This is a genomic window from Mesorhizobium sp. ESP7-2 (genome assembly GCF_020164715.1).
Lineage (GTDB): Bacteria > Pseudomonadota > Alphaproteobacteria > Rhizobiales > Rhizobiaceae > Mesorhizobium.
In genome coordinates, this window is record NZ_JAIUGQ010000001.1 from 390,447 (window position 1) to 417,292 (window position 26,846).

The following is a 26,846-nucleotide window of genomic DNA, read 5'->3' on the forward strand; positions in this document are numbered from 1 at the left end:
AACGCTTCTTTCTAAAGTCCGTTTCCTGCCGGATGAGTCGTAAGTTCCGGTGTTCTCATGGAAGGGAATTTTTATGAACAAGAACGAACTGGTGTCCGCTGTCGCCGACGCCGCGAGCATTTCGAAGGGTGACGCGCAGTCGGCGGTCGATGCAGTGTTTTCTGTCATCTCCGGCGAACTGAAGAAGGGCGGCGATGTCCGGCTTGTCGGCTTTGGCAATTTCACCGTGTCAAAGCGCGCTGCATCCACCGGCCGCAACCCCCAGACCGGCGCCGAAGTGCAGATCCCGGCGCGCACCGTGCCGAAGTTCTCGGCCGGCAAGGGCCTCAAGGACGCCGTCAACTAAGCGCATTTTAATTTTCAAAAACCAGAAAAGCCGGGCTTGCCCGGCTTTTCATTTTTGGACCCCGTATCGAATCGATCGGACCAGAAGCTTCTCAAGCTGTCGGGGCGTCGGCGCGCATCAGGCCTTCCTTCTTGAGATCGGCCCAAAGCGCTACAGGCACTTTCGCGTCCAGCAGCGACCGGTTGCTCTCGACTTCTTCAGGCCGCTGACCGCCGGGGATGACCGAAACCACCGACGGGTGCAACTGCGGGAATTGCAGGGCGGCCTCGATGAGCCTGATACCATGGCGTTTGCAGACGGCCTCGATGCGCGTCACTCGGTCGAGCACATCCTGCGGCGCTTCGGAATAGTTGTAGTAGGCGCCGGGCTTCGGTCCGGTCGCCAGAATGCCGGAATTGTAGGGGCCGCCGAGAACGATGCCGATGCCGCGTTTCTGGCAAAGCGGCAGGAACGATGTCAGCGCCTCCTGTTCCAGCAGCGTATAGCGCCCGGCAAGCAGGAACAGGTCGAAATCGCCGCGCTCGGCCAGCTTCTGGGCCACCTGCCATTCGTTGATGCCACCGCCGAACGCCTTGATGACGCCCTGGTCGCGCAAGGCGAGCAGGCCATAATAGCCCGAGCGCATGAACTCCTCGATGCGCTGGTCGGACGCCTCCTTGCTGCCATGGGTGAAGATGTCGACGTCGTGCACGAACAGGATGTCGATGCGGTCGACGCCAAGCCGCTCCAGCGAGGCCTCGAACGAGCGCATGACGCCGTCATAGCTGTAGTCGTAGACCTCCTTGCGCGACGGCGTGTCGAAGAACTTGCCGATGCCCGTGCGCTCCTCCGGCGGGCAGGCGCGCATGATGCGGCCGACCTTGCTCGACAGCACATAGTCGTCGCGCTTCCTGGAGCGCAGGAACGGGTTGAGGCGCGTTTCCGACAGGCCGAGCCCATAGAGGGGGGCGGTGTCATAGTAGCGGCAGCCGGTCGCCCAGGCGGCCTCCAACGTCGCATTGGCGTCCTCGTCGGAGACGGCGCGGTAAAGATTGCCGAGCGGAGCCGTGCCGAAGCCCAGCTCCGTGAAGGTGATGCCGCCATTGCCGATGCGGTCGAAATGCCGTGTCTTCATGTCTTGAAATTTTCCCGGATTGATTTGTCTGACATGACACTATCATGCTCGTGGCTAGGCAAAAGCGCCGCTGAGCGTTGGACACGCATTTTCGCGGTTGCTAGCATGAACGAAATCAAGCTGTTCCGGGAAAGAGCATGATCGGGAATTGCCAATCATCTTCGACTACCGGCACGCCGGTGGCGCGGCCATGAGCAACTCCAGCTCGCAGATGTTCAGGACCGCACTCGACGAGGTTGGCGCGGTGCTGGCGCGCGTCGATGGCGACCGGATCGACGCCGCCTGCGGGATGCTGGTGGATGCTAGACAGATCGTCGTCTATGGCTGCGGCCGCGAGGCCTTGCAGGTGAAGGGCTTCGCCATGCGGCTCTATCATCTGGGCCTGCCGGTTTCGGTCGTCGGCGACATGAACACGCCGCCTGTAGCGCAGGGCGATGTTTTGCTTGTCAGTTCCGGGCCTGGCGAAACCTCGACCGTGCTCACCCTGATGCGCATCGCGCGCGAGGCCGGCGCGACCGTCCTGCTCCTGACCGCCCAGGCGGGCGGCAGCGCTGTAGGGCTTGCCGACATGACGCTGCTGATCCCGGCGCAGACCATGGCCGACGACCAGGGACCGCAAAAGACGTCGGTGCTGCCGATGGGCTCGGTTTTCGAGGGCGCGCTGTTCCTGCTGTTCGAGATCATGATCCTGAAACTCAGGGAATTGACCGCGGCGTCGCCGGAAGCCATGCGCGCCCGCCACACCAACATGGAATAGACCATGCGCTATGAACTGATGCTGCCGCACCAGATCCGCAAGGCGATCGCTGAGAATTGGCCGGTTGCGCTGCCGCTCGGCGTGCTGGAATACCATGGCGAGCACATGGCCGTCGGCATGGACACGCTGGCCGTCATCAAGACGTTGGAGCTGCTCGAACAAGAGAGCGATGTCGTCATCCTGCCGCCCTTCTATTACGGTGCAGCGAGTTATGCGGTGGCACCGCCGGAAGGCAGTGGCTCCGTTCAGGTCGGCGGCAATCAACTGGCGCCGTTCGGCGAGGAGCTGTTCTACAGCCTGCTGCGTATCGGTTTCCGCAACATCCACGCCATCGTCCATCACCAGACCGAGAATTTCGCCGCCGGCATGCCGACCGATCTCGCCTTCAAGACCGCCGGCAGGCAGGCGATCTTCCGCTTCCTCGAGAAGCAGCGCGGCGAGGGCTGGTGGGGTTCCGAGACGATGGCCGACTACTATGCCGGGCATGCCGCGGGCGAAAATTTCTTCAACTGGGTGCAGGTGCATCCGCTGATGCCGGCCGCCATGAACGGCAAATATCCATTCGACCATGCCGGCATCGGCGAGACATCGCTGATGCTGGCGCTATGTCCGGAAGCAGTGGACGCCGCGCACTTCGCGGACAACAAAAGCTGGTATACGGTGAGCGCGGCGGATGCTTCGGCAGAACTCGGACAGAAGGGCGTCGCCATGATCATGGATCATCTGCGCGCGATCCTGAAGGCCTAGCGCGCCCCTCCTTCTCCCACAGAGGGGTACAGAGGGAAAGAAGAGGCGCCCGGTCACTTCACCGCACCAGCCGTCATGCCCATGATCAGGTAGCGCTCCAGCGCGATACCGATGACCGCAAGCGGCGCGATCGCTGCGGTGGCCAGCGCGGCCATCGACCACCAGTTGATGCCTTGCGACCCCGTCTGGCTGGCAACCATGACCGGGATCGTCTTGGCGTCCGTCGAGGTCAAAAGGGCGGCGAAGAAATACTCGTTCCAGCACAGCACCATTGCCAGGATGAAGGCGGCGACCATGCCCGGCAGCGCGATCGGCATGACGATGCGGAAAAACGCGCCCCAGATCGACAGGCCGTCGACGAGGGCTGCTTCCTCGAGCTCGACTGGAATCGAGTTGAACTGGTCGCGCATGATCCAGATGACGATCGGCAGCACCATCAGCGTGTAGAGCAGGATCAACCCGATGCGCGTATCGAGCAGCCCGACTTCGCGGTAGAGCACCAGGAAGGGTAGGGCGAGCACGACCGGTGGCAGGATCAACTGCGACAGGAAGAAGAACGAGATGTCCTCGTTCTTGAACCAGGCGAAATGGTAGCGATAGCGGGTCAGGCCATACGCGGCGAGGCTGCCGATGATGATAGCCAGGCTCGACGCACCAACCGAGGTGATGACCGAATTCATGAAACGCTTGAGGAACTCGTCGCGCACGGTCGAGGTCTGGAAGATCGAGTCCGGCGACAGGCCAAGCGATCGCCAGCCTTTCCAATCCGGCTGGAAGTCGACAAACGGGATCAGATGCCCTTGCGTGACGTCGACCGCCGATTTGAACGAGGTCGTTATCGTCCAGTAGATGGGGAACAGGCAGATGAAAGCCCAGAAGACAAGTGCGCCATAGATGAAGACACGGCTGGTGATGAAGCTCGCCGGGGAGCGGATTTCGGAGACGGTATAGTCGGTGGTCTGAACGCTCATGATCCGGCCGCTCTAGTTGACGTTGCGCACGAAGCGGTTGGCGATCTTCAGGAGCCAGGTCACGAACACGACGATGATGACGAGATAGGCCATCGCCAGCATGGTGCCGTAGCCGACATTCGAGCGGTCGCGATATTCGCGGTAGATGAAGCTCGACACCGAATCGGTGGCTCCGCCCGGGCCGCCCGACGTCACCGTAATGATGATGTCCGCAAGCTTCAGCTTGAAGATGATGCGCAGGATGACGGCGGTCACAGACACCGGCAGCATCAGCGGGAAGGTGACCTGCCAGAAGGTTTGCCATGCATTGGCACCGTCGACCCGCGCCGCCTCCAGCACCTCGCGGGACATGGCCTGCAGTCCGGCCAGCAGCATGATCATCATGAAGGGAATGAACGTCCAGGCGTCCAGCATCATGATCGAGATGCGGGCTGTGATCGGCTCTGAGAAGAAGGCGGGATTGTCCCAGCCGAGATGGCGCGCCAGCGTCGCCGCCGGGCCGAACCGGTATTCCATCAGCGATTTGCCGATCATCCAGGACACTGCGACCGGCGACAGCATCAGCGGCATCAGGAAGACGACGCGGAAGAATTTTCGCGCCCGGATCTGGGCGTTGAGCAACAGCGCCAGCCCGAAGGCGATGACATATTCGACCAGCACCGCAAGCACATAGAGCACCATGTTGAACAGCGCATTGCGGTAGTATGGATCGCCGAGCATCTGCCAGAAATTGTCGAGCCCGTTGAACCTGCGGCCGCTGAAGGAACTGAGGTTCCAGTCGGTGAGCGCGATATAGAAACCAAACAGCGTGGGAAAGATCACCATGGCGATGGTGAACAGCAGCGCCGGCAGCAGGAACAGCGCGCGCTGGCCGTCCTCGCCGCGTGTCAGAACCTGGCCGATCCCGATAGCAACGCCCCATAGCACATAGGCGTAGACCACGGGCCGCCATGTCTCGAAGCCGATCGTATCGACCTCGGTCTTGTAGAGGATCTGAAGCAGGATCGTCGCCAGGAGGCCGAGTGTGGCCAAGGCCATCAGTGTCCAGCCGAAGCGTTTGCGGCCAGGCGGGATCAGATCCATTGGTGTGGAATTTGCCGGCCACGCATTCGTGGTCGAGGTCTGTTCAGCCACGCCTCTCGCCTCTTCTGGTACGATGGCCGGCAGAGCCGGTCAAAACTCGGCCCGGCGATGATGTGACGCCGGGCCGTGACTTTTATCAAACGTCCACCTATGCGCCGAGCGAGGCCTTGTAGAGTTTGATCTGCTTCTCGCGGCCGATCTGGTCGGTCAGCTTCTCCCAGGCAGCGGCGATGGCATCGGCGCCTTCCTGTGCCTTCATCTTGCCTGCGAACGTATTGGCCAGGATGTCCTCGGCAGCGCTGTAGTATTGGAAGATGCCGGGGATACGTGGCTCGATAGCGCCATTCGGATGATTGTAAGAGTTGAACTGGGAGTCGAGGTAGTTCGTGATGAATGCCCTGTCGTAGCCGGCCGCCACCCATTCGTCGATGTCGTGCTGGCTGTTGCGGTAGCACTGGAATCCGGACGGATACATCGCCGTCCAGATTGCCAGATCCTTGCCACCGAGATGCGCCGCCGCGCTCCAGGCGGCCTTGTGCTTCTTCGGATCGCCGTCGACGCGGGCCATGACATAGACGCCCCAGCCGAGATAGGCGAGGTTGGGCGCGTAGTTCGGTCCGCTCGGCAGTTTTTCCCATTTGCCGGCCTTGGAATTGTAGACGTCATCCGAGCCCGGCAGGATGTCGAAGCCGCAAAGGTCGCCAATCACAGAGGAATCGTTGGTTTTGGCGTTGGAACCGATGTCGCCCCACCAGGGGATCATTGAACCGGTTCCGGCCAGAAATTGCTGGAAACCGGTGGTGTTCGGGTCGGCATTGATCTGGTCGGCCGGTTCGGACGGCAAGGCGTCGATGACGTCCTGGATGGCGCGCACCCAGGCCGGATTGTTGATGCGCGGCTTCATCGTGTCGGCGTCGAACAGCCACGCCTTGTCGTCGGGATGCTTGGCGTAGGCGGTGGCACGGCTGCCGAGGAAGTAGAAGCCGAAACCGCCCCAGGGCTTGGGCGCATCCAGATAGCCATAGACGTCCTGGCCCTTGAATTTCTTGCCCTTGAGGAACTTGGTGACGGCCTGCACCTGCTGCCAGGTCTTCGGTACGCCCCATTCACCGGCTCCGCCGCCGTCCTTCCACTGCTTGGCAAGGTCTGCGTCGGCGAACACGTCGGTGCGGTAGTTGAAGTTGTGCGTGTCGCCGTCGATGGTGACGCGATACTGCTTGCCATCCCAGGTGCCGACCGGCGGCTTGAGGTAGTTGACGAGATCGTCGAAGTCGATCTGCTTCTTGACCCAGTCGGGCATTTCAGAGGTCAGGCCCTTGCCGCAGACGTCGCCTTCGAAAGGCGCGCCCATCTCGGCAATGTCGAAGTCGACGGTTCCGGTGGCAATCGACTGCTGCAGGCGGGCATTGTAATCCGCTTGCGCCAGATCGATCCAGTTGATCTTGGCGCCGGTATAGGTCTCCCATGGCTTCAGGAAGCCGCGGAACAGCACATTGTGCAGATTCTGGTTGTTGAGGCCCATGAAGGCGAGCTCGACACCGGCGAACTCGCCTTGCTTGACACTTGCCTTGGTCGCATCGAGGCAGAGTTCGCCGACCTTCTGGAAGTCGGCGTCGGTCGGTTGACCTTTGCCAACCCCGGGAATCTGCAAGATTTTCGAGCGCAGTTCGCTTGCGGCCGAAGCCGGGCGCGTCAGGGCGCCAAGTCCGGCGCCGGATGCGGCCGCGATCGCGGCCATGGAGGCCGCGCCCTTCAATATGTCGCGCCTTGTAGCGCCGGCACGGACCAGTTTGTCGTAAAGATCTACTCGCATGGACTATTCCTCCCAGAACGTTAGTCGTGAATCGAAGTGCCAATCGTGCCGGGCGCTGGCTTTGTTCAGATGCGAAACCAGGACCCCAACCTGCGTCACTTCGCGTTCCGTTTTTTCGGATAGAGTACCAGCGTTTCGGATCGGCGCTCGTCACTATTCTCGCAACCAAACGCCGTGTCAACGAGAACGGTTTTTATCTATAAGAGACCGGCTTGCCCTGACCGGTCGCGTTGGTTAGCTTCTGCGCCTACGGCCATTGGAGCCGATGGGGGAACGATGGCTCAAGTCGCGATAAGCAAGGTGGCCAAGGCGTTTGGAACCGTCAAGGTTCTGCACGAAGTCAGCGTCGACATTGCCGATGGCCAGTTCGTCGTGCTTGTCGGCCCGTCAGGCTGCGGAAAGTCCACGCTGCTCAGGATGGTGGCGGGGCTGGAGACTGTCTCTGGCGGCACGATCGCCATCGGCGACCGCGTCGTCAATCACCTGCCGCCCGCAAAACGCGACATCGCCATGGTGTTCCAGAACTATGCGCTCTATCCGCACAAGACGGTGGAGCAGAACATGGCCTTCGCCCTCAAGCTGCGCAAGACCGATCCGGCCGTGGTTGCCGAGCGGGTCAAGCGCGCCGCCGACATCCTCGACCTCAGCCCCTATCTGAAGCGCTATCCGCGCCAGCTTTCCGGCGGCCAGCGTCAGCGCGTCGCCATGGGGCGCGCCATCGTGCGCAATCCGCAGGTATTTCTGTTCGACGAGCCGCTTTCGAACCTCGACGCCAAGCTGCGCGTGCAGATGCGCACCGAGATCAAGGAGCTGCACCAGCGGCTGAAGACCACCACCATCTATGTCACCCACGACCAGATCGAAGCCATGACGATGGCCGACAAGATCGTCGTCATGCGCGACGGCCGCATCGAACAGGTCGGCGCGCCGCTGGAGCTTTTCGACCGGCCGGCCAACCTTTTCGTCGCCGGTTTCATCGGCTCGCCGTCGATGAACCTGCTCAAGGGCACCGGGCGCAAGGGTGGCGTCGACATTGCCGGAACGCTGTTCCCGGTTGCTCCGAACAACGCCGTCGAGGAGGGGCGCTCCGTGGTGTATGGCGTGCGGCCCGAACATCTCGAGATCCATCCCGATGGCGTGCCGGCCAAGATTTCGGTGGTCGAGCCGACCGGATCGGAAACCCTGGTCTTCCTGCGCTTCGGCGACGGCGAGATGGTGGCGCTGTTTCGCGAGCGCCATGACTTCAAGCCCGGCGACACGCTGAGGCTTCGGCCAAGGCTCGACCATATCCATCTGTTCGATGCCGAGACCGGCAAGCGTCTCTGATCTCAAACGCACTTCACGAGGACCATCATGCTCAAAGGGATCGATCCGTTGCTCAATGCCGATGTGCTCCAGGCATTGCGGGCGATGGGCCATGGCGATGACCTGATCATCGCCGACACCAACTTTCCCTCCGATTCGGTGGCGCGCCAGACGGCGCTCGGTCGCGTGCTGCGCATCGATGCCTCGGCGGCCCAGGTGGTGAAGGCGGTGCTGTCGCTCTACCCGCTGGACACGTTCGTCGACGACTCGGCCGCCCGCATGGAGATCGTCGGCAAGCCGGACGAGATTCCAACCGTGCAAAAGGAAGTGCAGAAGGAGATCGACGCCGCCGAGGGCAAGTCCTGGCCGATGGTGCCGGTCGAGCGTTACGCCTTCTACGAGCGAGCCAAGCAGGCCTATTGCGTCATCCAGACCGGAGAACGCCGATTCTACGGCTGCTTTGCCTTCCGCAAGGGCGTCGTGCCACCGGATGCGGAGTAGCGGCATGGCCTCGGGCAAGCCGATCGTCATTCTCGGTGTGTTTGTTGCCGACACCGCCTATCGCGCCGATCGCCAGCCGCGCATGGGTGAAACGATCCTCGGCAATTCCTTCAAGCTGGGACCAGGCGGCAAGGGTTCGAACCAGGCGGTGGCCGCCGGCAAGCTGGGGGCGGACGTCACATTCCTGACCAGGCTCGGCGTCGACGCCTTCGCCGACATGGCCAAGCGGACCTGGAAGGATGCCGGCGTGAAGAGCGCCGCAATCGACACGCCGGACAGCTATACCGGCGCCGCCTACATCTTCGTCGAGGAGGGAAGCGGCAACAACGCCATCATCGTCAGCCCCGGCGCCGCCATGCTGATCACGCCTGAGGATATCGATGCCAATGCCGACCTTGTCAGGAGTGCCGGTGTTTTCGTTACGCAGCTCGAACAGCCGATCGATGCCGCGATGCGGGCCCTGGAGATCGCGCGCGGGGCAGGGGTGACGACCATTCTCAATCCGGCACCCGCCGCAACGCTTCCCGACCGCATCTACAAGCTCTGCGACTATCTTACACCGAACGAGACAGAGGCCGAGGAATTGACCGGGCTGAAAGTCTCCTCTGTCGATGAAGCGCGCGTCGCCGCGGACAAGCTGCTTGAAAAGGGCGTCGGCACGGTCATCGTCACGCTCGGCGACAAGGGCGCGCTGCTGCACGCGAAGAATCGGTCCGAGCATGTTCCAGCCATCAGTGCCGGCCCTGTCGTCGAGACCACCGGCGCGGGGGACGCCTTCAATGGCGGCCTGGCCGCAGCACTTTCGCGCGGCATGGAGCCGCTGGAGGCGGTGCGCTTCGCCTGCGCCGTTGCCGGCATTTCCGTGACCCGTCCAGGCACCGCACCGTCGATGCCGACATTGCAGGAGGTTGGGGAGCTGCTGGCCAAGGGGTTAAAAAAGTTTGAAGGGCTAAAGACATAGCGATTGGGCAAGAAGTTTTTGCCTAGGCCCGCATATCAGATGTAAAGCATTGACCAAAGAAATTTTGTCAATGGTCCTGGATATGCGGTTATTCAATGCAAGGAATGCTAAGAGCGATGGTCAATCCCAACAAGTGAGTCAACATTTGCGTTTATCAATTTGAGCGATATGGCCTCTGAAGCACTGAGAAAATGAAATTCATCTTCCGTCTGCTGCATCGCAATCAGAAAAATTCTCTGATCCATTTCCATCTCAGAAATATGTCTAGCAAGATCAGCTGATCCTTCTTTGAAAAATGACAAATATTGCAGAACCTCGCTTCGCGTGAAATTGCGCTTATCCTTGACTAAAGGATAAATTTGATGGAGGCCGATATTGGAGAAAATGTGGGAGAAGCGCTGCTTGCCGCCCATCAAAATGAGGCTGCAGGCAGAATTACATGATGAGGGATCAAGCGCGCCGTCGATCTCAACTGTTACAGACGGGCGTGCGACAACCGTTATTGCGCCGTAAATTCTAGCTTGTCTTGACACTGAATAGGCTGGACTGGCCAGCCCGCCAAGAGAATCAAGAAGTAGGATAAAATGTGGACCTAGGCCCTTTCTGGCGTTGTCTCGCGACCAGTTTGTGGACTTCTCGAGATGATCGAGCGTCGTCTGGAAGCGGTCGATGGTCGTGTCAGAAATCTCGCCGTCGGCGAACACGACAACGCAGTTCTCGCAGTGGGGATTCTCGATGATCTTAAAAGTCATCGGCTCTTGCTGTATAGACTTCGCCTTGTCGGCAACGGCGAATTGGACTGCGACGTACATAGTCACAGTTGAGACGACTAACAAAAAGAAAGCATGTGAAATTCGCATCAAATGCCCCTCGTAGACGTGATCCAAGCGAAGCCTAATTCGTAACTCTGAATACAGGGTGCGCCAATCTTGGGACCTCGGTTGTCGGTGAAGATCGCTAAGATGTATCTGGCGCCAATCGAAAAAGCGATCCGAAATTGCGCCGAAGACTTGATCAAGGCAAGCCGAGATAGTCCTTTGAGGCAGGAGCCTTCTTCTCCCTTGGGTTGACGGCTAGTAAGCGCCTTGGGGCACTACAATAGCCTGGCGTGCGTCACGCAGAAATCTTTGATGTCTCAGTGGCGCTCCGACACTGCGGCCGCAATCGCGCTACGTTTCGAAAGTTGTTGCTATTTTGTAGGTGGTCGCTCGGCCTTTGAAGGCATTTGGAGTCTTGCGAACTTTGAATCGACGTGGTGGGCGATGACGGGCTCGAACCGCCGACATCTTCGGTGTAAACGAAGCGCTCTACCAACTGAGCTAATCGCCCTCTCCGGCCGGACCTTTAAGCGCTCAGGCTCGGCTTCGCAAGGCCAAATGAGCAGCCGGCACCCTGTTCGACGAGCGCATCTGCGACCAAATCACCGGCTGTCAAAAAACCTTCTCGACTTTGCGTTTATGCTGTCTTCCCGCGCTTGACACTCGGTACCGAACCCCTTATCCACCGCCCCAACGACGAACACGGTTGACACGTGCTCGTCAATGCGCGGGTGTAGCTCAGTTGGTTAGAGTGCCGGCCTGTCACGCCGGAGGTCGCGGGTTCGAGCCCCGTCACTCGCGCCATTTCTCTCAAGGGATTTCGAGCCCTTGGTTTCGGAGAAATGTAGACGTCGAATATCAAAAGATTTCAGGAGGTAGCCAGGATCCTTTCGTATCCGGCTTGATCTTGCCCCGCTCACGTCGGCACCATACGGAAATCCTTGCCCTCGGGCAGCAATTGCCCGCCATCGACGACGATGGTCGTGCCGGTGATGTAGCTGGCGTCGTCCGAGGCGAGGAACAGGAAGGCGTTGGCCACGTCGCGCGGACTGCCGAGCCGGCCGAGCGGAATCGAATCCTCCATGTTCTTGATATAGGCGGCGCCGCGATGCTGCTGGATGGCTTCGGTGAGGATATTGCCGGGTTCGACGCCGTTGACGGTGATGCCATATCCGGAGAATTCTAACGCCGCAGCGCGAATGAAGCCATTGATGCCCGCTTTCGTCGCCGAATAATGGCCATGGCCAGGGCTGGTGACGTGCGGTCCGGTGATGGAGGAGGTGTAGAGCATGCGGCCAAAGCGCTGGGCCTTCATCGGCACCAGGGCCGCGCGGCTGGCGTTGAAGGTGCCGCGCAGGTTGACGGCCATCACGCGGTCCCAGTCGTCGGCGCTGGTGTTTTCGATCAATTGCCAGGGATAGATGCCGGCGTTCTGGACGATGATGTCGAGGCGGCCATGGTGTTTCAGCGCTAGTGCCACCGCGGCCTCGGCGTCGCTCATTTGCGAGATGTCGGTGCGGATGAAGGGGACGCCGAGCTCATCCGCACTTGCTTGCCCGGCCTCGCCCTCCGTATCGGCCAGCACAAGCCTTGCGCCTTCTTCGGCGAAGCGCAGCGCGATGCCCTTGCCGATGCCGCGCGCGCCGCCGACGATCAACGCCACCTTGCCTTCCAGTCGTCCTGTCATGCGAACCGTCCTGTCATGCCAATCCCCACCTCATGCCAATCCCCGCTCACGCCAGTCTTTGGCGAATGGTTTGCTTGAATGCGTCGAGCAGCACGGCTGCCAGAACCAGCAGGCCGTGGATGACCTGGGTGAAGTTGGCGGGCAGGCCCATCAGGTTGATCGCCGTGTTGATGGCGGAGAGCAGGAGCACGCCGGCATAGACGCCGGGCAAGGAGCCGACACCACCCTTCAGGCTGACGCCGCCGATGACGACCGCGGCAAAGGCGTTGAACAAAAGGCCGACGCCAAGATTGGCCGTGGCGCCCGATGTGCGGATCGCCAGCAGCCAGCCGGCGAGCCCTGCGATGGCGCCGGCGAGCACGAAGGCGATGATCAGGTTGCGGTTCACCCGGATGCCGGCGCGGAAGGTCGCGGTTTCATTACCGCCGATCATCACGAGGTGCCTGCCGAACGGCGTCTTGGCCATGATCAGCGAGAACACCACGAAACAGGCCACCGCGATCCAGGCGGTAAGCGGCAGGCCGATCAGGCGTTGGATGCCGAACCAGCGGATGGCAGGTGCCAGATCCTGCGCCGAGCGGCCGCCCGAAATGACCAGCACCAGGCCGCGCACCCAGATGTAGGAGGCGAGTGTGATGATGAAGGCGCTCATCTTGACCTTGACCACGAGATAGCCGTTGAAGGCGCCGATGAGGCCGCCGACGGCCAGCGCCAGCAGCAGCGAGACCGGAACCATCAGCCATTCCGGGTGCAATTGGACGCCGAGGCCGATGCCCGAGGAACAAAACAGGATGCCGACCGCCATGGCGCTGAGCGCTGCGACGGATTCGACCGACAGGTCCATGTGACCGGCAATGATGACCAGCGCCAGGCCGATCGACATGACGCCGAGCACGCTCGACGCCTCGATGATGTTGGCGAAAATGCCGAGCTGGAAATAGTTCGGGATGAACAGCGAGAAGACGACCAGGACAAAAAGCAGCATGAACCAGACGAGGTTGTCGAGGACGAACTCCAGTGCGTGGCGTGTGCGAAGGTTCATGTGTCGATCCGGTTGGCGTGCGCAATCGAGGCCGCGGCAGGTTGCCTGCGTCTCGTTTCATGCGGGCAGGGAAGCGCTCCGGGCCGGGTATGGCCCGGAGCGCCTGGGCCGTCTGTCTATTCGACCGACTTGACCGTGTCGGTCGGCGGCTTCTGGTTGCCCCAGAAGGCCGGATTGTCGACGTTCTCCTTGGTGATGGCGGCACCCGGGATCTTGATGTTCGGGCCCCAGGCTTCCTTGGTGACGGTCGATTTCAGGCCAAGCACATCGTATTCGCCGGGCTTGATTTCTTCCTTCTTGACGACCTTGTCCATGAACATGGCGACGGCCGCGGCCTGTGCGTAAAGCGGCTGCTCGACCTCGACGTTGAGCCAGCCCTTGCGGATCAGGTCGAGGCCGACCGGCGCGCCGTTCGAGCTCATCAGCATGACGTCGCCCGGCTTCTTGCCGGCGGCCTCGAGCGAGGCGACGGCGGCGACCGACAGGTGTGCGGCATGGCTGAAGATCAGGTCGATGTCGGGGTTGGCCAGCATCTGGTCGGCAACGATGGTGCCGGCATTGCTGGCCTCCCATTGCATGGCCGGCAGCGAGATGATCTTGACGTCCGGGAACGCCTTCATCTTCTCTTCGAAACCCTTCTGGATGTCGAGCGTGTAGGGATCGCCGGGGTCGCCAAGCACCTGCAGGACCTTGCCCTTCACCGAGCCGTTCTTGGCTTTCAGAAGCTTTTCGGCCTGGTCGGCGGCGACGTAGCCGATCTCGACGGTACCCGCGACCGAGGTGAAGTCGGACGGCGTCGACGTGATCTGGCGGTCGAACTCGACCACCGGAATGCCGGCGGCGCGCGCGGCTTCGATCGATGGTTTCAGCGCATTGAAATCGACGGCGGCCAGGATGATCGCCGCCGGCTTCAGCGCGATGACGTCGTTCATCTGTGACTGCTGGGCGTCGGTCTTGTTGTCGGCGTTCAGCGTCTTCATCTCGTAGCCGGTCTGTTTCAGGAACAACTCCAGCGCGCTCACCGAGCCGGTCTGGAACTCGTCGAGCAATGTCGGCACCATGTAGTAGACGATACCCTTGGACTGGGCGAATGCCGGCGTGAGCGTGGCAAAAGCCAGTGCCAGGATACCGATGACAGCAAGAAGTATTCGCTTCATGTCGTTGGCTCCCTGTTAAGCCGGACCCCTCTTTGTCCCTCAGCTCGCCGGTCCGGCACCGGCAAGCGTTTCCCCGGTGATCATGTTGATCACCGCGTCGGGACTTGTTTTGTTGCGTGCGACATCGCCCGCCACGACGCCCTGCCGGATCACCACGATCCGGTCGGCGACCTGGAAAGCCTGCTGCATGATATGCGTGATGATGACGACGCCGATGCCTTGGCTCGCCACCTGGCGGATCATGTCGAGACCGCGCCGCGTCTGCTCGACGCCAAGGGCGGCGAACGGCTCGTCGAGCAGCACGAGCTTGCCGCCCCAGTGCACGAAGCGGTTGAGCTCGATGGCCTGGCGCTGGCCGCCCGAGAGATGCTCGACATTGGTGCGCAGCGAAGGAATGCGGGTACCGGCGCTGGCCAGCGCCTTGCCGACGACGGCTTCCATGGCGCGTTCGTCGAGCACGGGAATGCCAAGCACCTTCCTGGTGATCTCGCGGCCCATGAAGAAATTGGCCACCACGTCGACATTGGTGCAGAGCGACAGGTCCTGGTAGACGGTCTCGATGCCCGTCGCCTTGGCTTCCGCCGGCGACCGGGCCAGGAACTCCTTGCCCTCGAACAGCATGCGGCCCGACGTCGGTTCGAGACCGCCCGCGATGATCTTGACCAGCGTCGACTTGCCGGCGCCATTGTCGCCGAGCAGCGCCACCACCTCGCCCTTGCCGATGGAAAAGCTGATCCCCTTCAGCGCTTCGATCGCGCCATAATTCTTGGTCACGTTGTCGAGCACCAGCAGGGGTTCGCTCATCAGGCAATCTCCCGGGCCGAAAGGACGTCGCGGCCGCGCTCGCGTTCGGCGGCGAACATCTGGCCGAAGCGGGGCGACAATACCCCGGAAACGGCAAGTGCCGCCGCGCCGCGCAGCACGGCATGCTGGCCGCCGCTGGCAACGATGACACGCGGCGTCTTGCGGTCCGCGCGGGCCGAAACCGAATTGTGCAGCGGTTCGGCCGCGTCCGCCAGGCGTTCGAGCAACTCCGATGCCGCCAGGCCGCCGAGCACGACCGTCTCCGGGTCGAAGAGGTTTTCGATGATGGCGATGGCGTTGCGAAAGATCGGGCCGACCTGTGCCACCCAATCGGCGTCATTGCCGGCCCGCCGGCCCCGCGCTTCGAGCGAGAGGTAGCGCTCGAGGCAGCCTCGGTTGCCACAGGGGCAAATCTCGCCATCGGCGACCACGGGAATGTGGCCGATCTCGCCCGCATTGCCCCAGGCGCCGCGCAGAACGCTGCCGTCGTGCATCATGGCGCCGCCGAGCCCAACGCCGAAATAGAGATAATAATAGTCGGAATGGCGGGCTCCGATGCCATAGAGCCGCTCGCCCATCGCGGCTGCGGCCATGTCGGTCTCGAAGAAGGCCGGCAATCCCGTCGCGGCCGTCAGCCGCTCGCGCAGCGCCACATGCTTCCAGCCGGTCATCGTGGTCGGGCCGACAAAGCTCATGGAGTCCACGTCGAACGGGCCGGGAAGCGCCATGCCGACGCCGATGACGCGGCCGCCGGGCCGCTTGCCGGTCAGGTCCCGGACCATGGCGCCGATCTGGTCGAAAGCATGATCGGGCGCCGCATTGGGCGCTTCGCGGCGCGAACTCTCGATGACGTCGCCGCTGAGATTGATCAGTGCGGCGTCTATTCCAAGCGGCGTCAGGTGGATGCCGACGGCATAGCCGCCTTCCGGGTTGATGCGCAGCGTCGCCGGTGGCAGGCCACGCCCCTTCGGATCTTCGCGCACGGACAGGATGTAGCCTTGTTCCTCCAGTTCGCGAACGATGGTCGACACGGTCTGGACGGTGAGCCCGACATGCCTGGCGATGTCGCCACGTGCGATCGGGCCATGACGGCGGATGGACTCCAGCACGATGCGCCGGTTGTACGGCCGCCCGAACTCCTGATTGGTTCCCCGCAATGCCATGCCTTGCGCCCCCACTTGACGTAAGGTTCGCATCAAACATTTATTCAGTCAAATGGAATTCAAAAATTCTCGGGACGCGGGACCGAGCTGGTTTGGCGGTGCGGGATACTGCTTGGCAAGAGGGAGGCGCGGCCCGGCCGGACCTCCGGATTCAGCCGGCAAGCGAGCGGTTGCCCTTGCTAGAGATATTGCGCGACTTTCTTGCCGACGGTCAGGAAGCGCAGCGGATCGATCGCCTCGCCATTGTGCCGCACTTCATAGTGGAGATGCGGGCCCGTCGAGCGTCCGCTGCTGCCGGTCTTGCCGATAGTTGCGCCGGCGTCGACCTTTTCGCCCACCGTCACGTCGATCTCGCTGAGATGCCCGTAACGGGTCGCAAAGCCGTTGCCGTGATCGACTTCCACCATGCGGCCATAACCGCCGTTCCAGCCGGCCTTGGTCACGATGCCGGGCGCGGTGACCTTGGCCGCCATGCCGATCGGCGCCCTGAAATCCATGCCCGAATGCAACGCGGCGGTGCCGAGGATGGGGTCGGTGCGCACGCCGAACGGACTGGTGACGGGGTGGCCGGGAGCGGGGTTGGCAAGCGGCAGCCGGCGCGCTTCTTTTTTCAGCTGGTCGAGCGTGTCCAGCGCCTCGTCCAGTTCCTTGACCTTGGTGTCGAAGATCATGGAGGCGTTGAGCGGGATCAACGGTCCACCGACATCGTTTTCGTTTTTGCCGAAATCGCTGTCGACCGGCAGTCCGGCTGCCTGCAGCGCCTGCTGGATGGCATCGGCGCTTTTGTAGGCATTGTCCGCGAGCGTGCTGATGCGGCTGAGCTGTTCATTCTCGATGGATTTCAGCGACTGGTTGATCGAGACGAACAGCTTGTCGGCGCGATCGGCGGCTGAATCGCTGGGCAGCGGATCGGTGCGGGTCGACCACAAGGAGAAGGGCCTGGTGTCGGCGGTGCCGAGGTCGGCGGCCAGGCCGGCGACCGCGTAGGTCTGCGCGGGCTGGTTGATGCTGCCGGTCACCTCGGCGCGCTTGTCGGGCTTGGCGGCCGCGGCCGGATCGTTGGCGGGCGCCGTTCCGACATCGTTCTCGGCGCGTTCGAGCAGCGGGCCGAGACGGCCATGCCGTTGGCTTAGCTGCGTCTGGCGCTCGAGCAGTTCGCTGACCTTGGTCTCCATCAATTGCTGGTCGAGCAGCTGCCTGCTGGTGATGCGGTCGACCTGGGCGCGGAGCGCCGAAATGCGGTCCTCGTAAGCCTGCTGCATCCGCGCCTGGCGCGCGGTGGTGGCGCCGATCAGGTCGTCGCGCAGCACGAGATAGGATGTGGCCAGAAGGTAGCCGATGGCAATGGCGGCGAGTGCCGAGCCGATGAATGCCGCGAGCCAGGGACGGATCGTGAAGTGCCTGATCTCGTTGCCTCGGGCGATGATGACCGTGTGGGGTTCCTTGCGCCTGCCGAAGACTGCGGACTGACCGGTTGCGTTCACGGGACCAAGCTTTCGTTACGACACCACGACCGCCCGATTACACATTATTAGGGTTAACAAAGGTTTGCCTTGTCCACTGCGCGGCGCCGAATGCACGCAGCGCGGGCAAGAGGTTGCTTGTAAATCGCCAGGGTGCGGCCGCCATGCCGCGAAATGGTTGGCGATGAGCACCAATGTTCTGCCAGCAGCGACCTGTCGTGCGCAGAGCAAGGCTTGGGTTTCTTAACTGTCTTCGATTGCATTTGATTGACGTTTTTCGAGTAAAGGCGTGCTGGTATTTCGGATTCACCGTGGCGGTAGGGATGCTGAACGATCTGATTGGCAAGATACTCGACAAGATTTCGGGCACCAGTCTGCTGGCGACCGGGCTTTTGCTGCTGACTGCCCTTGTCAGCGCGCTCGTGGCCTATTGGCGCACGGTCGAGGAGAAGAGCTGGAAGGAGTTTTTCGAGTTCGTCATCCCGCATGAGGTCATCACCCATCCCTCCGCGAAGGCCGACCTGCTGTTCTGGGTCACGAAGAAGGCCCTGATGCCTTTCCTGATGCTGCCAGCCGGAATCGTTTTCGTCACGGCGGTGGGCTACGGGACCAACTGGCTGTTTTCGACACTGTTCCAGTTTCAGCCGCCTCTGATCGAGGGGCCGGCAGGTCCGGTGACGGTGCTGATCTTCACCGTCAGCATGCTGCTCGCCTACGACATTTCCTATTATCTCTATCACGTCGCCCAGCATCGCTACCCTCTGCTTTGGGAACTGCACAAGGTGCATCACTCGGCCGAGGTGATGGTCGGGGTCACCAAGGACAGGGTCCATCCGCTCGACGAGCTGATGAATCGAGCCTGGGACGGCCTCATCGTGGGGTTCTGCTTCGGCATCTGGTCGCTGATTTCGCTGAACCTTGTCGAACTGACCGTCTTTGGCGTCAACGTCTACGTCATGCGCAACATCCTGATGATGGATTTCGTCAGGCACACGCATTTCAAGATCTCGTTCGGCCCGCTCAACAATTTGATCCTGTGTCCTCATTGGCACCAGTTGCATCACAGCGTCGATCCGCGCCACTACGACAAGAACTTCGGGCTGCTCTTCTCGTTCTGGGATCGGCTCTTCGGAACATTGTGCGTGCCGAGGCCCGACGAGGACTTCAAGTTCGGGCTGGTCGACCGCGATGTGCGTGACTACCAGTCGCTCGCCGGCCTCTACGTCATGCCGTTGAAGCGGATGTGGGGGCATATCGCCAGGCGCATGCGGCCTGGTAAGCCACGGCCACGCACCTCGCGATCATCGGAAGGGACACGGCCATGAACGCTCCCGTTGTGCTTGCGGTCCCGCGGACACGTACCTTCGAAGTCGTGACATCGGCGGTGCGCCTGGCCGAGATCGCACCGGCCTGGAGCGCGCTCTGGCAGCGGGCTGGCGGGCTTGTCTTCCAGCACCCGGACTGGATCGCGGCTTGGTGGCGCACCACCCCGCATCAGGAGCGGCGCGCACTCAGAATCGGGCTTGCCTGGAACGGCGACCGGCTCGATGGCGTGATAGCGCTCGCGACCTTCAGGCGCTCCGGCATTCGCATGCTCGAATGGGCGGCGAAGGATCACAGTGACTATGGCGATGCGCTGGTTGCACCCGACGGCGACCCGCGGGCGATCTCCCGCCTCTGGCAGTATGTTTTTGACCAGGGCGGCTTCGACCTGATCTATCTCAACCGTTTGTTGCCGGATGCCGGTGTTCATGCCCTGCTGGAACCTACCCATGGCAAGGCGCTTCGGCCCAACCACCGCACTGAAATCAGCTATCGTGTCGCGGGTCCCTGGCAGCGCGGGGCGGAATGGTTCGAGACGTTGTCCAAGAAGGGCCGGCAGAACTATCGTCGTGGCCGCAAGTTCATGGAAGAGAGCGGTGCTTTGCGTTTCCGGCTCCTGGATGCGGAGGACCCGCGTGAGCCGGTGCTCGAGCGGGTCGCGACGCTGAAGCGCCTCTGGCTCGCCCGGCATGGTCGCGCCTCGGATCTGTTCGATAAGGGCTCGCCGGTTCTCGCCGCGCTCATTTCGGTGCTGGCCGACCTCGGGCTGTTGCGCATCTTCGTGCTGGAGCTTGACGACACGATCGTCGCCGTCTCGATCAATTTCGAACAGCACGGCACGATGATGGCTTTCGTCACCACCTACGACCCCGAATATGAGCGCGGCTCGCCGGGTATGGTACTGATGATGGACTATATCCAGTGGTCGCTCGACCGTGGTCTTGCCACAATTGACTTTCTCTGCGGCGGCGAGGATTTCAAGCGGCGCTTCGCCACGCAGTCAGTCGCGCTGTCATCGATGATGGGCGCGCGCGGCCTGCGTGGTCATCTCGCCGCGCTGGCCGATCATGTGAGCCAGGTTTCGAAATCCTGGAGGACTGGGCGGCAGCCGAAGGTCGAGGCATCTGACGAGTAACGACCGCAATTGTCGATTGCCTGCGTGGGCTTTGGCTGCGCTCAGAGCGCGCGAACGGCTTCCAGCACGGCCTCGGCATGGCCCTTGACCCGGACCTTGCGCCAAATCCTGGCGATCCGCCCGTCGCGGCCGATCAGGAACGTCGCGCGCTCGACACCCATGTATTTGCGGCCGTACATCGATTTCTCGACCCACAGATGGTAGGCCTCGATCACCTTGCGCTCTTCGTCGGCGGCAAGATCGATGGTGAGATCGTATTTCGACTTGAACCTGTCGTGTTTCTTGGCGCTGTCGGGCGACAGGCCAATGACGACGGCGCCGGCCTTCTCGAATTCCGGCTTCAGTTGTGAGAAGCTGATCGCCTCTTGCGTGCAGCTTGTCGTGTCGTCCTGCGGATAGAAATAGAGCACGACCGGCTTGCCGGCGGATGCCGCCAGGCTGAGCGATCCGCCGCCATCCCGTGGAAGATCGAATTGCGGCGCGGGATCGCCTACTTCGAGGTCGGCCATATCGATGCCCTTGTTTGAGGTTACGCGCGCAGCCACAGCGATATAGTGTCGAGCGGGGATTCGTCCACGAGCGAATTCGTACAACGGAAAATTGCGTGGATCAGGAGCAACCCCAGCACGAGAAGATCAGGTTCAGGCGGGACGAGATCACCGACCTGGGGGCTTTGCCGTCCGCGTGCCGTGTCCCGCCTCTCGGCCAGGCGGCGATCGGCCGCGGCTTCCGCATGCTTTCGCGCCTGTTTGCCGGCCTGGTCGCATTCATCATGCTGGCTGCGGTGGCCGTCTATCTCATCGGCCTTTCCGGCATCGGGTCGGACCGGCTGCGCGTCGAAGCGGAGAGCGCCATAGAGAGGCTGGCGGGCGTCGACGTCGATGTCGCGGTCGGGCCCGCGCACATCACACTCGACAGTTCGAGCTTCGTCGCGCTGCAGGTGAGTGATGTCAGCCTGAAGACCAGTGATGGCAAACCGATGGCGGATGCCGGGCGAGTGCGCTTTGGCGTGCGCCTGGTGCCGCTTCTATGGGGCGAGGTGCGGCTGACCAGTGCCAGGATCTCCGATGCCCGCATCGTCACGGCTGCGATGCCGTCCGGCGGCGACTGGACCGCGGCGCTGCGCAACCAGGACGGCCTCGTCGATCCGGAGAAACTGTCGGACGCGGTGTTCGCCAACATCCATCGCGCGCTCGACGCCGTGCGGGAAGATTCGATGCGCCGGATCGATCTCCGAAATGTCGAATTCGTGCTGCCTGATGCCGGGTCGATCAAACTGGTCAAGATCGCCGACGCGACCGTCGTCCAGTCGGGGCCGGGCGGCATGGAGTTTACTTCCGAGGCGGATGTCGACGGCAGGACAGTCACCGTTGCCGCCTCAGCCACTCGCGATATCGCCGCGCACCGGGTGACGGACCTGCATGCCAGCATCAATCTGGCGGATGCCGGCGCCGCCGCTGCCGGTTCCGGCAAGCTTGGAGCCGTCGCGTTGAAGCTGGCGGGATCGGAGGGCTCAGATGCCACTGCATCACGCTTGACGGCCACCCTTTCGTCCACCGGGTCGGTGCTGGATCTTGGCACGCGTGGGCTGCTGCAGGCGGATGCCGATATCAATGCGACGCTTGTCTATGGCTCCAACAAGATCCAGGTGGACAGGTTGCTGCTCAAGACCGGCCGCTCGACTTTCGATTTTGCCGGCTCCATCGGGCCAAAGCCCTCGTCCGGCGCCGCGGGCGAGGAGCCCGCCTACCGCTACGACCTGACCAGCGACGGCTCGACCTTGGCGCCGTCGGAATCGCCGGAGCCCGCGCTGACCTTCCTCTCCCGCGTCGCCGGCGTCTATCAGACCAAAAGCCACAAATTGGTGGCCGAGCAGATCGCCGTTCGATCAGCCGCTTCCAGTGAGGTGCTTGGCACCGCGACGGTGGAATTCGTCGACGGCAAGGCCCCCGGGATCAATCTGGCGCTCAACGTCCACAACATGCCGGTCTCCCATGTCAAACAGTTGTGGCCGTGGTTTTCGGCGCGCAATGCGCGGCTCTGGGTGCTGGACAATCTGTTCGGCGGCCGCGTGGTAGACGCCAATCTCCAGTTCCAGGTGGTGCCGGATCGCCTGGGCAACGGCGTGCCGCTTTCCGCCGACGAGGTCTTCGGCCGCTTCCAGATCGAGGGGGCGCGTTTCGACACGGCAGGCCGCATTCCGCCGATCCGCGACGCAGTGGGCGTCGTCGGATTCCACGGCAACGACGTCGACATTTCGTTGTCGTCGGGCACCGTCTTCATGCCCAGTGGCCGCATGGTTGCGGCCAGCAACGGGACATTGACCGTCAAGGCAGCCAACCGCCCGCCGGTCATCGGCGCTCTCGATATCGACGTTGCCGGCGATGCGTCCGCCGTCGCCGAGCTTGCATCCTACGAACCGATCAATGCCATGCGCCATGTCGGTATTCTGCCGGAGGACCTTTCCGGCGGCGTCACCGGCCACGTCAAGGCGGACATTCCGCTGCAGTCGGGGGTCGATACCGAGAAGCTCGATTGGCTGGTGTCGCTCGACTACACCGGCCTGTCCTTGGCCAAGCCGTTCGAGGGACAGACCGTGACCGATGCCGATGGCTCGATCACCGTCGACCCGCAAAAGGCTGTCATTTCGGCCAAGGCATCGCTGAACGGCATTCCGGCCGAACTCGACCTCGTCGAGCCGCTGGCGGATGACGGGCCGGCGCGCAGCCGCAAGGTGGCCCTGGTGCTCGATGACAAGATCCGCGCCGCCGCCATGCCCGGCCTGACGCCGCTGCTTGGCGGAACGGTGAAGGTCGCGATCGACAAGAGCGGCAGCGGCAACCAGAATGTCTCGGCCGACCTGACCAATGCCAGGGTGGACGTTCCCTGGGCCGGCTGGAGCAAGGGGGCGGGGGTTCCCGCCAGCGCCACCTTCGTCATGACCAAGTCCGGCGACACCACGACGCTGTCCGACTTCAACCTCGACGGCAAGACGTTCTCCGTCGACGGCAGCATCGTGCTGGTCAACGGCGCCCTGTCTTCGGCCAAGTTCAGCAAGGTCACCTTGAACAGGGGCGACGACGTAGCGGTTTCGGTGAAGCGGTCGGGCAAGGGCTATGCGGTCGACATCACCGGCAACGCGCTCGATGCTCGTTCGCTCATCAAGCAGTTCACGTCCGACGTGGACACCGCAACCAAGACGACGGGAACAGACAACATTTCCGTCAGCGCCGATATCGATCAGTTGACCGGCTTCCACGATGAGCAACTGTCCAACCTGAAACTCGACTACAGTGCGGCTGGTTCGAGGGTCAACGGATTGAAGGTCAGCGCGACGGCGAGTTCCGGCGCAGCCATCGCCATCAGCAACACCACCGGCGGCGGCAGGCGCTCGCTCAACGTGCAGTCGGCGGACGCCGGAGCCATCCTGCGGTTCCTCAACATCTATGATCACATGGAAGGCGGATCGATCACTATGGCGCTGACGGGAGCCGGCGACGGACCGATGAAGGGCAAGGTCGATACCAGCAACTTCTTCGTCGTCAACGAACCGAAACTGGCCTCCATCGTCTCGACCACGCCGGCCGGCGACAGCCGCAGCCTCAACCAGGCGGTGAAGGGCCAGCTCGACACGTCGCGGGTGAAGTTCGAACGTGGCTACGCCGAGATCGACAAGGGCAGCGGCTATCTGAAGCTGACCAATGGCGTGCTGCGTGGCCCGCGCATCGGCACGACGTTCCAGGGCATCCTCTACGACCAGAACGACAATATGGACATGACCGGCACCTTCATGCCGGCCTACGGCCTCAACCGCATTTTCGGCGAACTGCCCATCGTCGGCGCGCTTCTGGGCAATGGCCGCGACCGCGGCCTGATCGGCGTCACCTACCGGCTCAGGGGCAATGCCAACAAGCCGGTGCTCGACGTCAACCCGCTGTCGGTGATCGCGCCGGGGATATTCAGGTCGATCTTCGAGTATCGGTGAGGGGTTCTCAGGCCGGCCGCACCAGGATGTGTTTTTTCTTGCCCAATGAAAGCTTTACGACGTTTTCCGGACTCAAATCCTGAAGCGTGACCAGTCGACGGTCGTCGCTTACCGGCTGGTCGTTCAGGCGCACGGCGCCGCCCTGGATGTGCCGTCGTGCCTCGCCATTGGATGAAGCCAACCCAGCGCTGACCAACAGCGACAGGATGCCGACGCCGGCTTCGAGAGCGGCCTTGTCCGTCTCGACGGTCGGCAACGTGTCGGCGAGCGCGCCTTCCTCGAAGGTCTTGCGCGCCGTCTCGCTGGCCTGTTCGGCGGCCGCGCGGCCATGCAGATGGGCGGTGATGTCGGTAGCGAGAATCTTCTTTGCCTCGTTGATCTCGGAGCCGCCCAGCCGCTCGAGCCGTGCGACCTCGTCCAGCGGCAGCGTGGTGTAGAGTTTCAGGAAACGGGCAACGTCGGCATCCTCGGTGTTGCGCCAGTATTGCCAGAATTCGTAGGGGCTCAGCATCTCCGGATTGAGCCACACCGCGCCCGAGGCCGACTTGCCCATCTTGGCGCCGGACGAGGTGGTGAGCAGCGGCGTGGTCAGTGCGTAGAGTTGAGCATCCTCCATGCGGCGGCCGAGATCGATGCCGTTGATGATGTTGCCCCATTGGTCGGAGCCGCCCATCTGCAGGCGGCAGCCGAGGCGCTTGTAGAGTTCGACGAAATCATAGGCCTGCAGGATCATGTAGTTGAATTCGAGGAACGACAGCGATTGCTCGCGATCGAGCCGCAACTTGACGGAATCGAATGCAAGCATGCGGTTGACGGAAAAGTGCCGACCGACATCGCGCAGGAAATTGACGTAGTTGATCTCCATCAGCCAGTCGGCATTGTTGACCATGACCGCGTCGTTCGGACCATTGCCGAATTTGAGGTAGGGCATGAAGTTACGGCGGATGCCGGCGAGATTGGCGTCGATATCCGCGGGCGTCAGAAGCTTGCGCGCCTCGTCCTTGAAGGAGGGGTCGCCGATCATCGACGTGCCGCCGCCCATCAGCGCGATCGGCCGATGGCCGGTCTGCTGCAGCCAGTGCAGCATCATGATCTGGATCAGCGAGCCGGCATGCAGGCTCTTGGCCGTGGCGTCGAAGCCGATATAGGCCGTCACCGTTTCCTTGGCGAAAATAGTGTCGAGGCCGGCATCATCCGAGGTCTGGTGGATGAAGCCGCGCTCGCTCATCGTGCGCAGGAAATCGGATTTGAAGGCAGGCATGTTTTCTTTCCCGAAGCGTACGCCCGGTCCGTCGCGGGCATATGTGAACGCGCGCGTTTAGCACCCAAGCGCGATCAGCAAAAGTGGATTCCGGTTTTGCGCCGGATCGCGCGCCAACCAAGAATTGGCATCAGCAAAAGTGGAATCCGGTTTTGCACCCGCGCGGACAACGTCATCGAGCACCCCGCACGAATGCTTGCTTCATCGTTTCGGCTGGCGTAATGAGGCGCCGCGCCACAAGGTTCTTGCAGCCCACGACCTCGAGCGGCACCGCACGGCATCTCCGAATGCCACATAAGACGACAGAGCCCCGACGCGACATGCCGGACGCATTGATATCCATTGTCATTCCTTGCAGGAACGAGGCGGCAAACCTGCCGCTGCTGATCGACGAGATCGAGGCGGCGATGGTTGGCCGCGACTTCGAACTGATCATCGTCAATGACGGCTCGACCGACGAGACCACCGCCGTGCTCGCCGAACAGGCGGCGCGTCGCCCGTTTGCGCTACGCGAGTTGCGGCATCAGAAGTCCGCGGGCCAGAGCCTCTCGGTGCGTTCGGGCGCCTGGGCGGCACGGGGCGGCATCGTCGCGACCATCGACGGCGACGGCCAGAACGATCCGCAATACATTCCGGTTCTGGTCGATGCGCTGCGCCAGGCGGGGCCGGATTTCGGCGCCGCGCAAGGGCAGCGCCTCAAGCGCCGCGACAGCAAGGTCAAGCAATTGGCGTCGCGGTTCGCCAACTGGCTGCGAAACGCCATCCTGCATGACGAGACGCGCGACACCGGCTGTGGCCTGAAGGCGGTTCATACCGACATCCTGCGCAAACTGCCGTTCTTCGACGGCACCCATCGCTTCGTTCCGGCCCTGGTCATCCAGGAGGGGTATCGCGTCGTGCATTGCGACGTGGTCGACCGCTCGCGCCGGCACGGCAAATCGAATTACGGCATTTTCGATCGCGGCCTGCAGGGCGTGCTCGATCTCTGTGGTGTCTGGTGGTTGCGCCGCAGGCGCCGCAGAATGCCAAAGATAGAGGAAATCAGGCGTGGTTAACGTGCTTCAGGAATTGGCGACCTGGCTTCACCAGGTCTTCATCAAGCAATTCGACGCATGGGTGCTGCTCGGCTTCATCGCCCAGTTCTTCTTCACCATGCGCTTCGTCGTGCAGTGGCTCGCCTCGGAAAAGGCCAAGCGCAGCGTCGTGCCGGTGGCCTTCTGGTTCTTCTCGCTGTTCGGCGGCGGCCTGCTTCTGATCTATGCCATCCAGCGTCAGGATCCGGTGTTCATCGCCGGGCAGGCCATGGGCATGTTCATCTACATCAGAAATCTCTGGCTGATCGCCAATGAGCGCAAGGCGGCGATGACCAAGGTCGATTGAGCCCAAAAAGAAATGATCGGAGAGGCTCAA

General features: G+C 62.2%; 24 protein-coding genes and 2 tRNA genes. 12 read left to right on the plus strand and 14 right to left on the minus strand.

Annotated elements, in window-relative coordinates; all coding sequences use genetic code 11:
* Positions 1–73: 73 nt before the first annotated feature.
* Positions 74–346, plus strand: a complete 273-nt coding sequence (locus tag LB543_RS02050; RefSeq protein ID WP_027143628.1) for an HU family DNA-binding protein — start codon at positions 74–76, stop codon at positions 344–346.
* Positions 347–437: 91 nt separating this feature from the next.
* On the opposite strand, the gene LB543_RS02055 is transcribed toward LB543_RS02050, so the two are convergent.
* Entirely contained in the window at positions 438–1,460 is a 1,023-nt protein-coding gene (locus LB543_RS02055; protein WP_224612725.1) for an aldo/keto reductase, read from the minus strand.
* Between the two features lie 190 nt (positions 1,461–1,650).
* Here LB543_RS02055 and LB543_RS02060 point away from each other — a divergent pair, with 190 nt between their 5' ends.
* Together LB543_RS02060 and LB543_RS02065 are read left to right on the plus strand one after the other, a co-directional pair.
* Positions 1,651–2,217, plus strand: a complete 567-nt coding sequence (locus LB543_RS02060) for an SIS domain-containing protein (RefSeq protein WP_224612734.1) — start codon at positions 1,651–1,653, stop codon at positions 2,215–2,217.
* A gap of 3 nt (positions 2,218–2,220) precedes the next feature.
* Positions 2,221–2,964, plus strand: a complete 744-nt coding sequence (locus LB543_RS02065; protein WP_224612743.1) for a creatininase family protein — start codon at positions 2,221–2,223, stop codon at positions 2,962–2,964.
* Positions 2,965–3,017: 53 nt separating this feature from the next.
* On the opposite strand, the gene LB543_RS02070 is transcribed toward LB543_RS02065, so the two are convergent.
* From LB543_RS02070 to LB543_RS02080, 3 genes are all read right to left on the minus strand, one after another.
* Entirely contained in the window at positions 3,018–3,935 is a 918-nt protein-coding gene (locus LB543_RS02070) for a carbohydrate ABC transporter permease (RefSeq protein ID WP_140755286.1), read from the minus strand.
* 12 nt (positions 3,936–3,947) lie between these two features.
* Complete coding sequence (locus tag LB543_RS02075) at positions 3,948–5,069, minus strand: carbohydrate ABC transporter permease (protein WP_140755284.1); 1,122 nt, start codon at positions 5,067–5,069, stop codon at positions 3,948–3,950.
* 97 nt (positions 5,070–5,166) lie between these two features.
* Positions 5,167–6,831, minus strand: coding sequence for a sugar ABC transporter substrate-binding protein (locus tag LB543_RS02080; RefSeq protein WP_140809252.1), 1,665 nt, complete (start codon positions 6,829–6,831; stop codon positions 5,167–5,169).
* A gap of 276 nt (positions 6,832–7,107) precedes the next feature.
* Here LB543_RS02080 and LB543_RS02085 point away from each other — a divergent pair, with 276 nt between their 5' ends.
* Genes LB543_RS02085 through rbsK form a run of 3 tightly spaced genes read left to right on the plus strand, consistent with a single transcriptional unit; the run spans position 7,108 to position 9,598 of the window.
* Entirely contained in the window at positions 7,108–8,157 is a 1,050-nt protein-coding gene (locus LB543_RS02085; protein WP_140755280.1) for an ABC transporter ATP-binding protein, read from the plus strand.
* A 27-nt stretch (positions 8,158–8,184) separates the two neighbouring features.
* Positions 8,185–8,637, plus strand: coding sequence for an RbsD/FucU family protein (locus tag LB543_RS02090; RefSeq protein WP_149905107.1), 453 nt, complete (start codon positions 8,185–8,187; stop codon positions 8,635–8,637).
* A gap of 4 nt (positions 8,638–8,641) precedes the next feature.
* Complete coding sequence (gene rbsK, locus LB543_RS02095) at positions 8,642–9,598, plus strand: ribokinase (protein WP_224612745.1); 957 nt, start codon at positions 8,642–8,644, stop codon at positions 9,596–9,598.
* A gap of 107 nt (positions 9,599–9,705) precedes the next feature.
* Here rbsK and LB543_RS02100 read toward each other — a convergent pair whose 3' ends face one another.
* Both LB543_RS02100 and LB543_RS02105 read right to left on the minus strand, forming a co-directional pair.
* Entirely contained in the window at positions 9,706–10,458 is a 753-nt protein-coding gene (locus LB543_RS02100; RefSeq protein WP_224612747.1) for a hypothetical protein, read from the minus strand.
* Between the two features lie 393 nt (positions 10,459–10,851).
* Positions 10,852–10,927: transfer RNA gene (locus tag LB543_RS02105), tRNA-Val, on the minus strand.
* Positions 10,928–11,143: 216 nt separating this feature from the next.
* Here LB543_RS02105 and LB543_RS02110 point away from each other — a divergent pair.
* A tRNA-Asp gene (locus tag LB543_RS02110) sits at positions 11,144–11,220 on the plus strand.
* A 112-nt stretch (positions 11,221–11,332) separates the two neighbouring features.
* Here LB543_RS02110 and LB543_RS02115 read toward each other — a convergent pair.
* The 6 genes from LB543_RS02115 to LB543_RS02140 form a co-directional block, all read right to left on the minus strand.
* Entirely contained in the window at positions 11,333–12,103 is a 771-nt protein-coding gene (locus LB543_RS02115; protein ID WP_224593705.1) for an SDR family oxidoreductase, read from the minus strand.
* A gap of 46 nt (positions 12,104–12,149) precedes the next feature.
* Positions 12,150–13,145, minus strand: coding sequence for an ABC transporter permease (locus LB543_RS02120; protein WP_224593707.1), 996 nt, complete (start codon positions 13,143–13,145; stop codon positions 12,150–12,152).
* Positions 13,146–13,261: 116 nt separating this feature from the next.
* Positions 13,262–14,302, minus strand: a complete 1,041-nt coding sequence (locus tag LB543_RS02125) for a sugar ABC transporter substrate-binding protein (RefSeq protein ID WP_224593710.1) — start codon at positions 14,300–14,302, stop codon at positions 13,262–13,264.
* 39 nt (positions 14,303–14,341) lie between these two features.
* A complete protein-coding gene (locus LB543_RS02130) occupies positions 14,342–15,106 on the minus strand; it encodes an ATP-binding cassette domain-containing protein (RefSeq protein WP_224612749.1) in 765 nt (254 codons plus the stop codon).
* On the minus strand, positions 15,106–16,269 hold the full coding sequence (locus tag LB543_RS02135) for an ROK family transcriptional regulator (protein ID WP_140755248.1): 1,164 nt from the start codon (positions 16,267–16,269) through the stop codon (positions 15,106–15,108). Before LB543_RS02135 ends, LB543_RS02130 begins: the two co-directional genes overlap by 1 nt.
* Before the next feature lie 179 nt (positions 16,270–16,448).
* Positions 16,449–17,753 carry a M23 family metallopeptidase gene (locus LB543_RS02140; protein ID WP_140809270.1) on the minus strand — a complete coding sequence of 435 codons (1,305 nt, stop codon included), beginning with the start codon at positions 17,751–17,753 and terminating at the stop codon, positions 16,449–16,451.
* A 302-nt stretch (positions 17,754–18,055) separates the two neighbouring features.
* Here LB543_RS02140 and LB543_RS02145 point away from each other — a divergent pair, with 302 nt between their 5' ends.
* Positions 18,056–19,057 (plus strand): sterol desaturase family protein, encoded by a 1,002-nt coding sequence (locus tag LB543_RS02145; RefSeq protein WP_140755244.1) that lies wholly within the window; start codon positions 18,056–18,058, stop codon positions 19,055–19,057.
* On the plus strand, positions 19,054–20,190 hold the full coding sequence (locus tag LB543_RS02150) for a GNAT family N-acetyltransferase (protein ID WP_140809273.1): 1,137 nt from the start codon (positions 19,054–19,056) through the stop codon (positions 20,188–20,190). The genes LB543_RS02145 and LB543_RS02150 overlap by 4 nt, the downstream gene beginning before the upstream one ends.
* 41 nt (positions 20,191–20,231) lie before the next feature.
* Here the strand turns inward: LB543_RS02150 and LB543_RS02155 are convergent, their stop codons facing one another.
* On the minus strand, positions 20,232–20,699 hold the full coding sequence (locus LB543_RS02155; RefSeq protein ID WP_140809275.1) for a peroxiredoxin: 468 nt from the start codon (positions 20,697–20,699) through the stop codon (positions 20,232–20,234).
* 95 nt (positions 20,700–20,794) lie between these two features.
* Between LB543_RS02155 and LB543_RS02160 the strand changes: the two genes are divergently transcribed.
* Positions 20,795–24,175: a DUF3971 domain-containing protein gene (locus LB543_RS02160; protein ID WP_224612751.1), complete on the plus strand. Its 3,381-nt coding sequence runs from the start codon at positions 20,795–20,797 to the stop codon at positions 24,173–24,175.
* 7 nt (positions 24,176–24,182) lie between these two features.
* Here LB543_RS02160 and tyrS read toward each other — a convergent pair whose 3' ends face one another.
* A complete protein-coding gene (gene tyrS / locus LB543_RS02165) occupies positions 24,183–25,436 on the minus strand; it encodes a tyrosine--tRNA ligase (protein ID WP_224612753.1) in 1,254 nt (417 codons plus the stop codon).
* Positions 25,437–25,756: 320 nt separating this feature from the next.
* On the opposite strand from tyrS, the gene LB543_RS02170 reads away from it, so the two are divergent.
* Together LB543_RS02170 and LB543_RS02175 are read left to right on the plus strand one after the other, a co-directional pair.
* Positions 25,757–26,491 carry a glycosyltransferase family 2 protein gene (locus LB543_RS02170; protein ID WP_224612755.1) on the plus strand — a complete coding sequence of 245 codons (735 nt, stop codon included), beginning with the start codon at positions 25,757–25,759 and terminating at the stop codon, positions 26,489–26,491.
* Positions 26,484–26,816 carry a lipid-A-disaccharide synthase N-terminal domain-containing protein gene (locus LB543_RS02175; protein ID WP_214471789.1) on the plus strand — a complete coding sequence of 111 codons (333 nt, stop codon included), beginning with the start codon at positions 26,484–26,486 and terminating at the stop codon, positions 26,814–26,816. Before LB543_RS02170 ends, LB543_RS02175 begins: the two co-directional genes overlap by 8 nt.
* The last annotated feature ends 30 nt before the right edge of the window (positions 26,817–26,846 follow it).